This is a genomic window from Nonomuraea typhae, assembly GCF_009760925.1.
Classification (GTDB): Bacteria; Actinomycetota; Actinomycetes; order Streptosporangiales; family Streptosporangiaceae; genus Nonomuraea; species Nonomuraea typhae.
This window is the reverse complement of record NZ_VRLV01000011.1, coordinates 168,007-182,459: the sequence shown is the minus strand read 5'-3', so window position 1 is coordinate 182,459 and position 14,453 is coordinate 168,007. Positions and strand designations below refer to the sequence as shown.

At 74.0% G+C, this 14,453-nt stretch carries 10 protein-coding genes and 1 pseudogene; 5 read left to right on the top strand and 6 right to left on the bottom strand.

The features are described 5' to 3' along the window. Positions 1-43: 43 nt before the first annotated feature. Positions 44-2,845, bottom strand: a complete 2,802-nt coding sequence (locus FVE25_RS35655) for an AfsR/SARP family transcriptional regulator (protein WP_219825778.1) — start codon at positions 2,843-2,845, stop codon at positions 44-46. Positions 2,846-2,906: 61 nt separating this feature from the next. On the opposite strand from FVE25_RS35655, the gene FVE25_RS35650 reads away from it, so the two are divergent. Further along, entirely contained in the window at positions 2,907-3,854 is a 948-nt protein-coding gene (locus FVE25_RS35650; protein ID WP_157251692.1) for an NAD(P)H-dependent flavin oxidoreductase, read from the top strand. Positions 3,855-3,952: 98 nt separating this feature from the next. On the opposite strand, the gene FVE25_RS35645 is transcribed toward FVE25_RS35650, so the two are convergent. Together FVE25_RS35645 and FVE25_RS35640 are read right to left on the bottom strand one after the other, a co-directional pair. Next, positions 3,953-6,130, bottom strand: a complete 2,178-nt coding sequence (locus tag FVE25_RS35645; protein WP_246267925.1) for an alpha/beta fold hydrolase — start codon at positions 6,128-6,130, stop codon at positions 3,953-3,955. 113 nt (positions 6,131-6,243) lie between these two features. Further along, positions 6,244-6,894: pseudogene (locus tag FVE25_RS35640) on the bottom strand (ATP-binding cassette domain-containing protein); the annotation flags it as partial. A gap of 110 nt (positions 6,895-7,004) precedes the next feature. Here FVE25_RS35640 and FVE25_RS35635 point away from each other — a divergent pair. Together FVE25_RS35635 and FVE25_RS35630 are read left to right on the top strand one after the other, a co-directional pair. After that, positions 7,005-8,060 (top strand): sensor histidine kinase, encoded by a 1,056-nt coding sequence (locus FVE25_RS35635; RefSeq protein WP_246267923.1) that lies wholly within the window; start codon positions 7,005-7,007, stop codon positions 8,058-8,060. Then, positions 8,012-8,656: a response regulator gene (locus tag FVE25_RS35630; protein ID WP_157251689.1), complete on the top strand. Its 645-nt coding sequence runs from the start codon at positions 8,012-8,014 to the stop codon at positions 8,654-8,656. Before FVE25_RS35635 ends, FVE25_RS35630 begins: the two co-directional genes overlap by 49 nt. Here the strand turns inward: FVE25_RS35630 and FVE25_RS35625 are convergent. From FVE25_RS35625 to FVE25_RS35615, 3 genes are read right to left on the bottom strand one after another with little or no spacing between them, the layout of a single operon-like run. Then, positions 8,641-9,324: a M24 family metallopeptidase gene (locus FVE25_RS35625; RefSeq protein ID WP_157251687.1), complete on the bottom strand. Its 684-nt coding sequence runs from the start codon at positions 9,322-9,324 to the stop codon at positions 8,641-8,643. The two genes, FVE25_RS35630 and FVE25_RS35625, sit on opposite strands and share 16 nt — an antisense overlap. Continuing rightward, positions 9,324-10,895, bottom strand: a complete 1,572-nt coding sequence (locus FVE25_RS35620; RefSeq protein ID WP_157251685.1) for an ABC transporter permease — start codon at positions 10,893-10,895, stop codon at positions 9,324-9,326. The genes FVE25_RS35625 and FVE25_RS35620 overlap by 1 nt, the downstream gene beginning before the upstream one ends. Positions 10,896-10,897: 2 nt before the next feature. Then, positions 10,898-11,782 (bottom strand): ABC transporter ATP-binding protein, encoded by an 885-nt coding sequence (locus FVE25_RS35615; RefSeq protein ID WP_157251683.1) that lies wholly within the window; start codon positions 11,780-11,782, stop codon positions 10,898-10,900. 136 nt (positions 11,783-11,918) lie between these two features. On the opposite strand from FVE25_RS35615, the gene FVE25_RS35610 reads away from it, so the two are divergent. Continuing rightward, positions 11,919-12,995 carry a calcium-binding protein gene (locus tag FVE25_RS35610; protein WP_181019817.1) on the top strand — a complete coding sequence of 359 codons (1,077 nt, stop codon included), beginning with the start codon at positions 11,919-11,921 and terminating at the stop codon, positions 12,993-12,995. A 148-nt stretch (positions 12,996-13,143) separates the two neighbouring features. After that, positions 13,144-14,376: a hypothetical protein gene (locus tag FVE25_RS35605; RefSeq protein ID WP_157251680.1), complete on the top strand. Its 1,233-nt coding sequence runs from the start codon at positions 13,144-13,146 to the stop codon at positions 14,374-14,376. The last annotated feature ends 77 nt before the right edge of the window (positions 14,377-14,453 follow it).

Here is a 14,453-nt window from a genome sequence, read left to right as displayed (position 1 = left end):
CTCGGACGATATGCACGAAGCCCGCCTAGATCATGCGTAGCCCCTACTCAGCGCGCGAATTTGCCCCGAGCTTTGCCGCGATCTCGGCCGCCATCGGGTGGCCGAGCCGTTCGAAGACCTCGTGCGCGGTGCGCAGGCACGCCAGGCCGCGCTCGTCCTGCCCGACCCGCAGCAGGGCGCGGCCCAGCATGGCGACGGCCAGCGCGCGCAGGATGCCGGTGCCGTGGTCCACGACGTAGGCGGCGGCCGCCTCGGCCTCGGCCAGCGCCTCAAGGTCGCGCCCGGCCGTCAGGTGCAGCTCGGCCAGCGCCAGCCTGGCCCTGGACTCCAGGTAGGTCTCGCGCGTCTGCCGGGCCATGGCGATCGCCTGGACCAGGTCGGCGCGGGCCGCCTGGTCGTGACCCAGCCGCAGGAGCACCCGGCCGCGCTCGCCCAGCGCGTAGGTCAGGATCGAGTGGTGGCCCAGCTCGCGCACGATCGCGATGCTCTCCTCGACCCGGGCGTGGGCGGTGACGTAGTCGCCGAGGTTGGTCAGCGCGTTGGCCAGGTTGGCGAGGTCCCAGGCGGTGCCGGCCCGGTCGCCGATGCTCCGCCGTACCTCGACCAGGTCGGCCAGGCAGTCGGCGGCCGCGGCGTGGTCGCCGGCGGCGAGCAGGCGGATGCCGTTGGCCTGCGCCAGGCCGAGGCGGACGAGCAGGTCGCCGGTCTGGCCCACGAGCTGCATGGCCCGCATCGCCTCGCGGGCGCAGTCGTCGGGGCGGCCGATGTACCAGAAGACGTAGCCCAGCAGGTAGCGGGCGCGGCCCTCGACGAGGGGGTCGTCGTGGGCGGCCGCGGCCAGCGCGGTCAGGGGGCGGACGAGCTCGCCGCCCCGCTGGCCGGGGTCGGTGTCCAGGATGAGCACCTGGAGCAGGTCCACGCTGTGGCGCGGCGGCGTCCCCGGCGCCCCGAGCACGGCGACGACGGCGGCGAACTCGCGGGTGATCCACTCCTTGGCCTCGAGCGGTCCGGGGAAGGCGGGGAAGTCGGCTTCGGCGGTGGCGAGCTGGTCGATCAGGAAGGAGCCCGGCCAGGTGCAGCGGAGCACGGCTCGCGCGCCGACCAGGTAATGGTCCAGGAGGCGGCGGCGGGCGGCGGTCAGCTCGTCCTGGTCGGCGCGGCCGAGCGCGAACACGCGCAGCAGGTCGTGGTAGTGGTAGCGGCCGGGCGAGGGCGACTCCAGCAGGCTGAGGTCCACGAGCGCCTCGCAGAGGTCCTCCGCCTCCGTCTCCGGCAGCTCCAGCGTCGCGGCCGCCGCCGCCGGCGAGACCGACGGCCCGCCCGCCACCGCCAGCAGCCGGAACGCGCGGGCCTCGGCGGGGGTCAGTTGCCGGTACCCGAGCGCGAACGTCGCCTCCACCGCCAGATCGCCGATCTTGAGCACCGCCAGCCGGTCGTGCTCGTCGGCCAGCCGGTCGCGCAGCGAGGCCACGGTCCACGCGGGCCGCGCCGCCAGCCGTCCGGCCGCGATGCGTACGGCCAGCGGCAGGAACCCGCAGGCGGCGACCACGTCCAGGGCCGCCCCGCGCTCGGCCGCCACCCGCTCCGCCCCGGCGACCCGGGAGAACAGCTCCAGCGCCTCGCCCGGATCGAGCACCTCCAGCGCCACGTGGGTGGCCCCGGCCAGGTCGGCGAGCTTGGCCCGGCTGGTCACCACGACCGCGCAGCCCGGCGCGCCCGGCAGCAGGGGCAGGATCTGGCGGGTGTCGCGGGCGTTGTCCAGCAGCACGAGCATCCGGCGCCCGGCCAGCGCCGAGCGGAACAGCGCGGCCCGGTCGGCGAGCCCGTCGGGCAGGTCGGTCAGGCCGAGGGCGCGCAGGAAGGAGCCGAGGGCGGCGGCTGGGTCCACCGGGCCGGGGCTCATGCCCTGGAGGTCGATGTAGAGCTGGCCGTCGGGGAAGTCGCCGGCGACGCGGTGGGCGACGTGGACGGCGAGCGTGGTCTTGCCGACGCCGCCGATCCCGGCCAGGGCCGAGACCACGAGTGTCCGCCCGGGGGTGAGGCTCGCGGCCATCTCGCCGGCCTGGCGGGCGCGGCCGGTGAAGTCGCCGATGTCGGCGGGCAGCTGGGCGGGCCTGGCCGCCGCCGCGGGCATGGGCACGGGCGGGGGCGGCGCCACGTCCGCGGTGAGGATGCGCTGGTAGAGGCCGGCCAGGTCGGCGGAGGGCGCGACACCGAGCTCGGCCTTCAGGAGCTTCTGCGTGTCGGCGTAGACGGCGATCGCCTCGGCCTGCCGTCCGGCCAGGTAGAGCGCGTGCATGAGCAGGGCGCGCGGGCGTTCGCGCAGCGGGTGGGCGGCGCAGTGGGCGCTGAGCTCGCCGATCAGGTCGCCCGAGCGGCCGCTCTCGATGGCCTGCTCCATGCGCTGCTCGACCGCGGTGAGCCGGAGCTCCTCCAGCCGGGCGCGCTGGTTCCTGGCGTAGGCGCCGTCCAGCCCGGCCAGCGCCTCGCCCTGCCACAGGCCCAGCGCCGCGTCGAAGTCCGCCGCCTGGCACAGCGCGGTGAACCGGACCAGGTCGAGCCGGGCGTCCTTGATCGCGTAGCCGTCCCCGGCCGAGACGATGGCCTCGGCGCCCAGCGCGGTGCGCAGCCGGGAGATGTAGGTGCGCACGGTGGAGATCGCGGTGCGCGGGGGCTCGTCCTCCCACAGCATGTCGACGAGCTGGTCCTTGCCGACGGCCCGGCCCTCGGCGAGCAGGAGGGCGGCCAGCGTCAGCCTGGCCTGCGGGGAGCCGAGCGCGATCTCCTCGCCGCCGCGCCAGGCCCGTACGGGGCCGAGCACCGCGTACCGAAGATCCGCCGGCACCGCAGCCTCCATCGCCGAACCTGACATCTAGCCTGGACAGGGTATCGAGAGGAAGTTACTCATGCGTACGTGGATCACTGAGCGGTTCGGTCGTGAGCTTCCCCTGGTCGGGGCGCCGTTGGCAGGGGTCGGCGGCGGCCGGCTGGCCGCCGCGGTCTCCCGGGCCGGGGCTCTGGGCATGTTCGGGGCGGGCGCCGCGGCCACACCCGGGTGGATCGCCCGGGAGGCGGGCGTCGCCGGCGCGGACGGCCTGCCGTACGGGATCGGGCTGATGGCCTGGGCGCTGGCCGGGAACCCGGAGCAGGTCGACGCGGTGATCGAGGCGCGGCCGAGCCTGGTGTCGGTGAGCTTCGGCGACTACGCCCCGCACGTCGGACGGCTGAAGGCGGCGGGCATCACCGTGGTCACCCAGGCGGGCACCACGCGCGAGGCGGTCGAGGCCGAGCGGGCCGGCGTGGACGCCGTCGTGGCCCGCGGCGCAGAGGGCGGCGGGCACGGGCGCGCCGACGTGGCCACGCTGCCGCTGCTGCAGAGCGTGCTGGAGGCGGTGGAGATCCCGGTGCTGGCGGCCGGCGGGATCGCCAACGCCCGCGGGCTGGCCGCGGTGCTCGCCGCGGGCGCCGAGGGCGCCTGGGTGGGGACGGCGTTCCTGGCCTGCGAGGAGGCGCAGGGTTCCGCGGCGGCCAAGCGGCGCATCCTGGCGGCGCAGGAGGACGACACCGCCTACGGCCGGGTCTTCGACGTGGCCCAGCGGCTGGACTGGCCCCGGGAGTACGGCGGGCGGTCCCTGCGCAACCGCTTCTTCGACGCCTGGGACGGCCGCGAGCGCGAGCTGGCCGCAGACGAAGGCGCCCAGGCGGAGCTGGCGGCGGCGCGGGAGAACGACGACTACGACACCGCCTGCATCTACTCCGGCCAGGCGGTCGGCATGGTGCGCGAGGAGCGCCCGGCGGCCGCGGTCGTGGCCGAGTTCGCCGCCGCCGGAGCGCTCCTGCGCCGCTGGTCATGAGATGGGTAGGCAGGCGCTGGTCATGAGATGGGTAGGCAGGCGCTGGTCATGAGATGGGTAGGCAGGCGCTGGTCATGACGTGGGCACGCAGGCGCTGGTCATGACGTGGGCACGCAGGCCGTGTCCGGCGTCTCCAGGCGGATCAGGTACCGGTTGACCCGGCCGATCGCGCAGGGTTCCGCGCTGAGGTAGAGGCCGTGGCCGTGGCCCTTGTACCGCAGCGTCACCGAGCCGGGCACGTGCTTGATCAGTTCGTTGACGTCGGGCTCGGTCCAGGTGGCGATGCCGAGCACCGGCGGCAGCCCGGTCCCGGGCATGGGCAGCGGTGGGTTCGTGGCCGGGGAAGGCCAGCCCGCGCAGGCCAGCTCGTGCCAGAGCCGGGTGTAGGGGAAGTAGGGCGACCTCTCCTCGCCGCGCCGCTTCTCCTCGACGACCGAGGCGTAGTCGCGCAGCCCCGTGAAGTCCAGGCAGTGGGTCATGCTCATGCCGACGGGCGCCGGCGGCTTGCGGCTCGTGCCCCGGGTGCCCGCCCGCACGTAGTCGGCGAACCCGGCGGCGTCGCCCGACCTGGCCAGCGCGATGGCCGTGGCCAGTTCCTTCCAGCGGACATGGTTCTCGCCGGGGGAGACGAGGTGGGGCGCCGCCGCGATCTGGACGTCGAAGCCGGTGTAGACCACGCCTCTGCCCTTGGCCGGGAGCCGCCGGTCGGGCACCGTCACCTCCTTCCAGATCGCCCGCACGTCCTGGCCGTTCAGCGCGCAGTCGGTGGTGGCGGCGCACCAGTCCGCGAAGCGGTCGAGCTGGGTATCCAGCACCGGGTAGCGCACCTGGCGGTCGAGCAGGTTCACCGCGCCGTCGACCACCAGCGCGCGGACCCGGGAGGGGAACATGCGGGCGTAGTTGGTCGCGGTCACGCCGCCGTACGAGGTGCCGAGGATGCTGAGCTGCTTCTCGCCCAACGCCACGCGGACCGCCTCGACATCACGGGCCACGGAGGCCGAGTCCATGTTGTCGAACAACTCCGGGTCGGCCGCCCGGCACCGCTCGGCCGCCCGCCTGTTGACCGCGGCCTGCCGCTCGAAGTCCCTTTCGCTGTACGGCAGGCCGATCTCCACCGGCGTCTCCAGGCAGTCCTGGGGGATGCGGCCGAACTCGACGCCGTTGCGCGGCAGCAGGCTGACGACGTCGAACCGGTCGCGGATCCGGTCGAAGGCGCCGCCCTTCTTCTCCAGGTCCTCGATGCCGGAGCCGCCCGGGCCGCCGGGCAACGCCATGAGGACGCCGATCCGGCGATGGGCTCCGGTGGCGGCCAGCCGTACCAGCTTGATGCCGATCTTCCTGCCGGCCGGCCGGTCCCAGTCGACCGGGACCTGGACGACCCCGCACTCCAGCTCCTTCTGGCAGGGCTTCCAGGCGAAGGTCTCGGCGTGCGCGGGCTGGATCACGACGACCGCGGTCAGCAGCACGCCCGTCGCGGCCCCGGCCACGATGAGCGGGTGCGCCCTGCGGCCCCTGCGCGCGATCGCCACCGCGCCCGCGCCGAGCGCCGCTGCCGGATAGGCCAGCAGCAGTGCCAGCGCCGCCCCCGGCACCAGCAGGCCGTCACCCACCAGCCCGTCGAGCAGGACCGCGCCCACCCGTGCGTTCCACGGCCGGGGCAGCGTCGCGGCGGCCATCGGCAGCACACCCAGCGCGACGATCAGTACGGTCATCGCCCCCGCCGTGGCCCGCACCACGGCGCCCACCCCGAGCCCGACCAGCGTCACCAGCCCGATCGCCAGCCCCGAGCGCAGCACGCCGCCGAGCACGCCGGGCTCCGTCAGCCGCGTGCCCAGCGTCTGCCCGTCGAGCAGCACGAATCCGGCGTGCCCGCCCAGCGCCGCCATCGCCCCGGCGTGCATCAGGAACGCCAGCACCTGCCCCGCCACCAGCCCGACCCCGAGCAGCACCGTGGCCTTGGCCGGCAGCAGCACGTGCCGGTTGGGCACCGCCGCCAGGCTGGTCCGGATCTGCCCGGTTCCGTACTCGGCCGTCACCGCGAGCGCGCCCAGCACGCTCATGACGAAGAACGCCACCGGCAGACCGGGGCCGAGCCCGTCGCCGACGCTGGTGAACCGCATCCGCTCGGCCGCGTCCTGACCGGCGAAGCCGCGCACGGTCAGCACGGCCACCCCCGTGCTGACCAGCACCGCCAGCAGCGAGGCGGCCAGCAGCCACAGGTTGGAGCGCAGGGTGCGGAACTTCAGCCACTCCGCCGCGACGGCATCCGTGATCACGCCGTTCGCGCGCCCCTGGCTCCCGCTTCCACCGCGCATCACCCGGCCCTCCCGGCGGCGAACTCCACGCTCGACTCCGTCAGCCGCAGGTACGCCTCCTCCAGCGACCCGAACCGCTCCACCAGCGACGCCATCGAGGTGTCCTCGATCAGCCGCCCCCGCCCGATGAGCACCACGTGCCCGGCGGTCAGCTCCATCTCGCCCATCAGATGGCTGGACACCAGCACCGTCCGCCCCTCCCCGGCCAGCGTGCGCAGCAGCCCGCGGATCCACCGGATCCCCTCCGGATCCAGCCCGTTGACCGGTTCGTCGAACATCAGCACCCCCGGGTCGCCCAGCAGCGCCACCGCGATGCCGAGCCGCTGCCGCATGCCCAGCGAGAACCCGCCCACGCGCCGCCGCGCCACTCCCGCGAGCCCGGTCAGCTCCAGGACCTCCTCCACCCGGCGCCGGCCGATGCCGTTGCTGCGCGCCACGCAGGCCACGTGGTCGCGCGCCCGGCGCCCGCCGTGCGCCGCGGACGCGTCCAGAAGCGCGCCGACCCGCTCCAGCGGCCTGCCGAACGAGCCGTACGGCCGGCCGTCCACGAGCGTGACGCCGGCCTGCGGGGTCTCCAGCCCGAGGACCGCCCGCATCGTTGAGGACTTGCCCGCGCCGTTCGGCCCCAGGAACCCGGTGACCCGGCCCGGTTTCACGTGGAACGTCAGATCGTCCACGGCCGTGGCGGCGCCGTACTTGATGGTGAGCCCGTGTATCTCGATCACGACATCCAGGCTCGCCGCCCGCGTGTGCGCAGGCCATCGGCGCATGCCCACTGTCGGGGGTAGGTCTAGGCCCACCGACAGTGCCGGCGTGGAGGAGGCAGACTGCAGGGGTGAAACGGGGTTGGGCGGTTCGCGCCGCGCGCAACGTGGTCACCGGTGTGGCCGCGCTGGCGCTGCTGCTCGCGCTGCCGTTCGCGCCGCCGCCGGTGCTGCGCGCGGCCAGGTCGCTGGCCGGGGTCTCGGGGACGGGTGACCTGAGGATGATCGCGTGGCTGGCGGTACGCGTGCTGCTCGGCCCGGGCACCGCCGTGCTCGTCGCGGCGATGCTCTACGTGATCAGGCTGATTCTCATGATCTCGGCGAGGCCCGGGGTGGAGGTCACCCTCTCGCTCAGCGTGGCGATGGCAGCGATCTTCCTGGTCGGCATTCTGACCGCCTACGTCTCCACGCGCCTCCAAGAGGGCTTGGACAAGCGCCTGCTCGCCGACGAGAGCCCCCAGGCCCGGCGCATCAGGGAACTGACCGCCTCCCGGGCCGCCGCCGTGGACGCGCAGGCCGCCGAGCTGCGCCGCATCGAACGCGACCTGCACGACGGCGCCCAGGCCAGGCTCATCTCCATGCGCATGAGCCTCGGCATGGCCAGGAGGAGCATGGACATCCACCAGATGCGCGGCCTGGTCGACGAAGCCTGGCAGTCGTCCGCGCAGGCCCTGACCGACCTGCGTGACCTGGTGCGCGGCATCCACCCGCCGGTGCTGGCCGACCGCGGGCTGGCCGGCGCGATCCGGGCCGCCGCCATGCTCTGCCCGGTCCCGGTCGAGCTGGACCTTGACCTGCCGGGCCGCCCGGAGGCGCCGGTGGAGTCCGCGCTGTATTTCGCCGCCGCCGAGGCCCTCGCCAACCTCGCCGCCCACAGCCGCGCCGGCCGCGCCTGGGTACGGCTGCGCCACTCCGGCGGCCTGATCCGGCTCACGGTCGGCGACGACGGCCGAGGGGGCGCCGACCCCTTGGCCGGGTCCGGGCTGCGCGGGATCGAACGCCGCCTGTCCGCCTTCGACGGCACGCTGGCCGTCCACAGCCCGCCCGGCGGGCCGACCGAACTGATCATGGAGCTGCCGTGCGCGTTGTCATCGCCGAAGACCTCGCCCTCCTCCGGGACGGCCTGACCCGGCTGCTGCGCACACACGGCTTCGAGGTGGTGGAGGCCGTGGACAACGGCCCGATGCTGCTCGCCGCCCTGCTCAGGCACCGGCCCGACGTGGCGGTCATCGACGTACGGCTGCCGCCCACGCAGACCGACGAGGGCCTGCGGATCGCCCTGGAGGCCAGGCGGCGCATCCCGGGGCTGCCGGTGCTGATCCTGTCCCAGTACGTCGAGCAGCTCTACGCCAAAGAGCTGCTCTCCGACCGCTCGGGCGGCATCGGCTACCTGCTGAAGGACCGGGTCGGGGACGTGGAGCAGTTCGTCGAGTCGGTCCGTGTGGTCGCGGCCGGGGGCACCGCCATGGACGCCGAGGTCATCGCCCAGCTTCTGTCCCGGCGCGGCAGGGACGAGCCGCTTTCGGCCCTCACGCCCCGGGAGCGCGAGGTGCTGGGGCTGATGGCCGAGGGGCTGTCCAACCAGGCCATCGCCGCCCGGCTGGTGGTGACGGAGAAGGCGATCGGCAAGCACACCTCCAGCATTTTCGCCAAGCTCAACCTGCCGCCCTCCGACGACCAGAACCGGCGGGTGCTGGCGGTGCTGGCCTATCTGGAGTCCTGACGGTCCAGGTCGATCGGGCCGTGCTGGTGGTTCAGGTCGATCGGGCCGTGCTGGTGGTTCAGGTCGATTGTGCCGTGCTGGCGGTCCAGGTCGATCGGGTGGTGCTGGCGGTTCAGGTCGATCGGGCCGTGCGCGGTGGTGAGGGCGGTGCCGCCGCGCAGCGCCGGGTTGCCGTCCAGGTCGCAGGCGACCTCCAGCGCCACGGTCATGCCGGGCACGACGCGCACGTCGCCGCTCATCCGGTGGTTGAGCAGGCTCACCCGGGCGGTCACGTCGGCGCTTGGGCCCATGGCCGCGCGCACCTGGCCGAGCGTGGCCCCGGGGCTCAGGGCGCGCAGCCCGGCCAGGTAGCGCTCCTCGGCCGCCTGGAGGGCGGATTCGAGTCCGGGAGTCGGCGAGCCGACCGGCACCGTCAGCGCCCTGCGCACCTCGTGCCCGCCGTACCAGCAGACGAGCTGCGCGAGCAGCACCGCCCCGCCGGCGCTCTGGTAGCGCTCGACCCGCACCTCCGCGCGGGCCTCGCGGAGGTGCGCGGCGGTCATGGCCGCCTGGTACGGCGCGGCGGCGCGGGCCCCGGGGCGGGCCGCGTCCAGAAGGGCCACGGCCATCTCCCCGGCGATCCGCGCCGCCTCCGTCACCGCTGTGGTGTCGTTGCCGATGAGGTGCATCAGACCAGGGCCCGGCGGTTGAGCGCGGTGAGGCCGGCGGCGACGAGCGCGGCGGTCAGCCCGGTCATGATCAGGATGGGGCCGGCGGCGAAGCCCTCACCGGACAGGACCATCGGCAGGTTCGGGAAGGGGACGAAGTACTTGGCGATCCAGTAGTCGATGCCGATGATCGGGCCGAGCACCTCGCCGAAGAGGTTGACGAAGAGGAAGGCGGCCCAGCTCAGGGCGGCGGCGGCCTTGGGCAGCAGGCCGAAGACGGCGGTAGCGAACCCGGCCAGGACCCAGACCGCGGGGACCTGGACCAGCGTGCCGGGCAGGACGCCCAGCGGGTCGCCGACGGCGATGCCCATGGCCAGACCGGCGAGGGTCAGGATGACGACCGGCCCGGCGAGGGCGAACACCAGGTGGCCGGCGGCCCAGCGCAGGCGGCTGACGGGGTGGGCGAGCAGGAGCTCGGCGCGGCCGGTGCTCTCCTCGGCGCGCAGGCGGAGGACTGCCAGCAGGGGGTAGAGGGCGGCGACGTAGCCGAGGCTGAGGGAGATCAGCCACAGGTAGGCGTCGGTCATGGTGGCCGTGTCGGCGGCGGTGTAGCGGTTGAGGAACTCCTGGACCGAGGCGCCCTGCCGGGAGACCTCCGGGATCGACAGGGCCAGGGCGCCGAGCACCAGGCCGGCGACGGTATAGCCGATGCTCCAGCCGGTCAGCAGGCCCTTGTGCAGGCGCCAGGCCAGGGCCAGCGGCGAGGTGAGGCGCGGGGCGTGGGCGGGGCCGGGGCGCTGGGCGATGACGCCGTGGCCGAGGTCGCGCCGGGCGCAGAGCCGGTAGGCGGCGGCGACGGCGATCAGCGTGAGGGCGAGGGCGGGCAGCAGGGCGGCGAAGGAGTTGGCGGCGTAGGGCTGGACCAGGTGCGCCCAGCCGTGCGGGGTGGCCCACTTCAGCGCGGTGCTCCCGGCGCCGTCGGCGATGAACCGGGCCAGGTAGGACACGCCCAGGCCGAGCGCGGCCAGGCCGACCGTGGTGCGGGCGCCCTCGGTGAGCTGGGCGGCCAGCGCGCCGACGGCGGTGAAGACCAGGCCGATGCCGGTGACGGCGGCGCCGAAGGCCAGCGAGCCGGTGACGTCGAAGCCGAGCTTCGCCATGGACAGGGCGGTGACCAGGCCGGCCAGCAGCATCGAGACGCCGGTGACGGTCAGGGCGGCGGTCAGCGGGGCGAAGCGGCCGACGGCGCCGGCGCGGATCAGCTCCGCGCGGCCGGACTCCTCCTCGGCGCGGGTGTGGCGGACGATGGTGAGGATCGCGATCAGGGCGAGGATCGTGTAGATGGCGTCGGCGTTCTTCCAGACGGCCATGCCGGCGATCGTGGGGGAGTAGACCTGGCCGGCGAAGGCGGTGAGCGCCTTGTTGGCGGTCATCTCGCGGGCGAAGTCGGCGACCATCTGGGGCGTGGTGAACGTCTGGGCGTAGCGGCTGGCCTGGCCGGCGGCCAGCACCGCGAGGAGCAGGATCCAGGCGGGGGTGGTCAGGCGTTCGCGGCGGACGGCGAGCTTGATGAGGGTCCAGGTGCCGTGCATGGTCAGTTGCTCTTCTCGGCGGCGTAGTGGCGCATGAACAGGTCTTCGAGGGAGGGCGGGGCGCTGGTCAGGCTGACGATCCCGGCCTGGGCCAGGGTGAGCATGGCCTTGTCGAGGTCGCGGTCGTCGACCTGGAAGCTGATCGTGCGGCCGGTGGTGGTGAGGTTGCGGGCGCCGGGGATCGCCGTGACTTGTCCCGAAATTTCGGCATTGATCTGGGTCATGGTGAGGTGGCGGAGATCGGCAAGCGTGCCCGACTCGACCGTGCGCCCGGCCCGGATGATGCTCACCCGGTCACACAGCGCCTCCACCTCCGACAGGATGTGGCTCGACAGCAGCACCGTGCGGCCCAGCGCCTTCTGCTCGGCCACGCACTGCTGGAAGACCGCCTCCATCAGCGGGTCCAGGCCGGAGGTCGGCTCGTCCAGGATGAGCAGTTCGGCGTCGGAGGCGAACGCGGCCACCAGGGCGACCTTCTGGCGGTTGCCCTTGGAGTAGGTCCTGGCCTTCTTGCGCGGGTCCAGCTCGAAGCGCTCCAGCAGCTCCGCGCGGCGCTCCTTGTTCAGGCCGCCGCGGATCCGGCCCAGCAGGTCGATGACCTCGCCGCCGGTCAGGCCCGGCCACAGGTTCACGTCGCCCGGCACGTACGCCAGCCGCTTGTGCAGCTCGGCGGCCTCCTTCCACGGGTCGCCGCCCAGCAGGCGGGCGCTGCCGGAGTCGGCGCGCATCAGGCCCAGCAGGATGCGGATCGTCGTGGACTTTCCGGCGCCGTTCGGGCCGAGGAAGCCGTGGACCTCGCCGGCCCGGACGGTCAGGTCGAGACCGGCCAGGGCGTGGGCCTTGCCGAAGCTCTTGTGGAGCCCTTGGACGGCGATGGCGGTGTTCATGTCGTTCCTTCGTCAGGGGGTTCTTGCAGGTCACAACGTTAGATTTCGCGACCTGCAGACGGTATCGGGCATCCGCCCTAACTACCGGCTAGGTACCTGCAAGCCCGGTTCAATCGGGCAGGCGCACAGTCCGTCCATGAGAGCAACCAGCAAGTTAGCCATGGTCGCCACGGCGGCCATCGCCATCGCCACCGTCGCGGTCACCCCCGCCCACGCCGCCGACGCCTTCGCCCGGGTCATGTCCGGCGAGCTCGAGTACAAGGCCGCGCCGGGCCAGGTCAACCAGGTGGTCTTCACCGCCCCCGACGCCGACACCTATTTCGTCGACGACATCGTCCCCATCACCCCGCTGAGCGGCTGCGCGCATCCGAACCCGGCCGACCTCACGCTGGTGGAGTGCACCGCCGCCGCCGGCTTCACCGGCCAGCTCATCATCGACGTCGGCGACCTGAACGACAGCGTTAACCCCACCGGCCCCAACCACGCCCTGGTCGGCCTCGGCGCCGGCGACGACGTGGCCTATGGCTACCCCGGCAGCGTCGGCTCGCTGGTCAGCGGCGGCGCCGGGAACGACCTGATCTTCTCGGGCCCCGGCCGCCACACCATCGACGGCGGCCTCGGCACCGACACCGTCAGCTACGCCGGCCGGGTCGCCGCGGTCACGGTCAAGCTCGCCGCCTGCCCCTGCGGGGAGGCCGGTGAGAACGACGGCCTGCCCGGCATCGAGAACGTCACCGGCGGCTCCGGGGCGGACACGATCGAGGGCAACGCCGCCGCCAACGTCCTCAGCGGCGGCGCGGGCAACGACACGATCATGGGCTGGGACGGCGACGACTCGGTGTACGGCGGCGCCGGCGACGACTTCGTGAGCGGGGTGGAGGGCAACGACACGGTCTCCGGCGGCACGGGCGACGACGAGGTCTTCGGCGACTGGGACAACGACATCCTGTACGGCGACGGCGGCCACGACACCCTGTACGGCGGGCCGGGGGCCAACACGGAGTACGGCGGCTCCGGCAACGACACGATCTACGGCGGCCCGGTCGCCGACACCCTGAACGGCGGCACCGGCAACGACACGATGGAGGCGGGCGCCGGCAACGACGTCCTGCGCGGCAGCTACGGCCTCGATCATCTGGACGGCGGGTCGGGCGCGGCGGACGACTGCGACGGCGGCCCGGACGCCGACACGGAGACCAACTGCGAGATCTAGCTCGTCACCTCCCTTCCGTCGGCGGCCTTTCCGGATGTGAAGTGCGGTTCAAGTGTCTTGCCCAGATTGCGGCACGACGCGAGACTTCTCCCGTGGCGACACCGGAGTCCGCAACGTCCGGCAGGTTCGCCGCGGAAGGGAACCCGTCGTGGAAACGGTGTTCGAGAGCGCATATCGGGGGTTGTCACCGGAGGCCGCCCGCCTCTACCGGCTGCTGGGTCTCCTGCCCGGCAACGACTTCACCGCGGACCTGGCGGCCGCCCTGGCGGGCGGCGAGGTCGGCCCGCAGCTCGGGACGCTCCTGGAAACCCACCTCGTCGAGGAGCCGGTGCCCGGACGCTACCGGCTGCACGACCTGGTCCGGCTGCACGCCGCCCACGCGGCCGACGGCGAGCCCGCGGCCGAGCGGGATGAGGCGCTGCGCCGGGCCGTGGCGTGGTACTCGCGCATGGTGGCCGCCGCCGACCACCTCGTCACCGGGGAGCGGTTCCGCCTGGCCCAGCAGCCCGAGCACGGCGAGGTGTTCACCGGGGCAGGGGAGGCGCTCGACTGGCTGGACGACGAGCGCGGCAACCTGCTGGCGCTGCTGCGCCGGGCCTCGATGGCCGGCTGGGACCGGCTGGTGTGGCAGAGCGCGGAAGCCATGTGGGCGTTGTACGCGCACCGCAGGCACTACGCGGACTGGCTGGAAACCAGCAGACTCGGCGTGCTGTCCGCGCACCGGCTGGGCGACCGGGCAGCCGAGGCCAGCCTCCGCAACCAGACGGCCAGAGCCCTCGTCGAACTGTCCGACTACCCGGCCGCCACCGCCGAACTCAACCTAGCCACCCCACCCACCCCGGCCATCCAGCCGGATGCCTCCACGGGCACGGGTCTGCGGCTGGAGGCGGAGCTGGCCGAGTCGCGCGGGCTGCTCGAGCTGGCCCAGGGGCGGGCGGACGAGGCGGCGGAGTGGTTTGCCGCCGCCCTGCGGGCGCACGAGCAGCTGGGTGACCGGCGCGGCGCTGCCGTACAGACCTATCAGCGCGGACGGGCCCTGGACGCCGCCGGTCGGCATCGGGCCGCGGCCAGGGCTCTGGAGGACGCCGCCGGGCTGGCGGCGGGTGACGAGCTGACCCAGGCCAAGGTGGCGATCGCGCTTGGGCCGGCTTACCGGCGGCTGGGCCGTACCGACGAGGCGGGCGCGGCGCTGCGCCGGGGCGCGGCCGTGATGCGGGCGCGGCGCATCCCGTCGCTGGAGGCGCTGGCCTGGGCGGAGCTGGCGGAACTGGCTGGAGACGAGGAGGCGCGGCGGGCCTGCCTGCGCGAGGCGATCGAGCTGACGCGCGCCTCAGGCAATCGCGCCGAGGCCGAGGCACTGGCCCGCCGGCTCCGCGGCTGACTCAGGCCACACCGGCTCCGCGGCTGAGTCAGACCGCTCCGGCTCCGCGGCTGAGTCGGACCGCTCCGGCTCCGGGG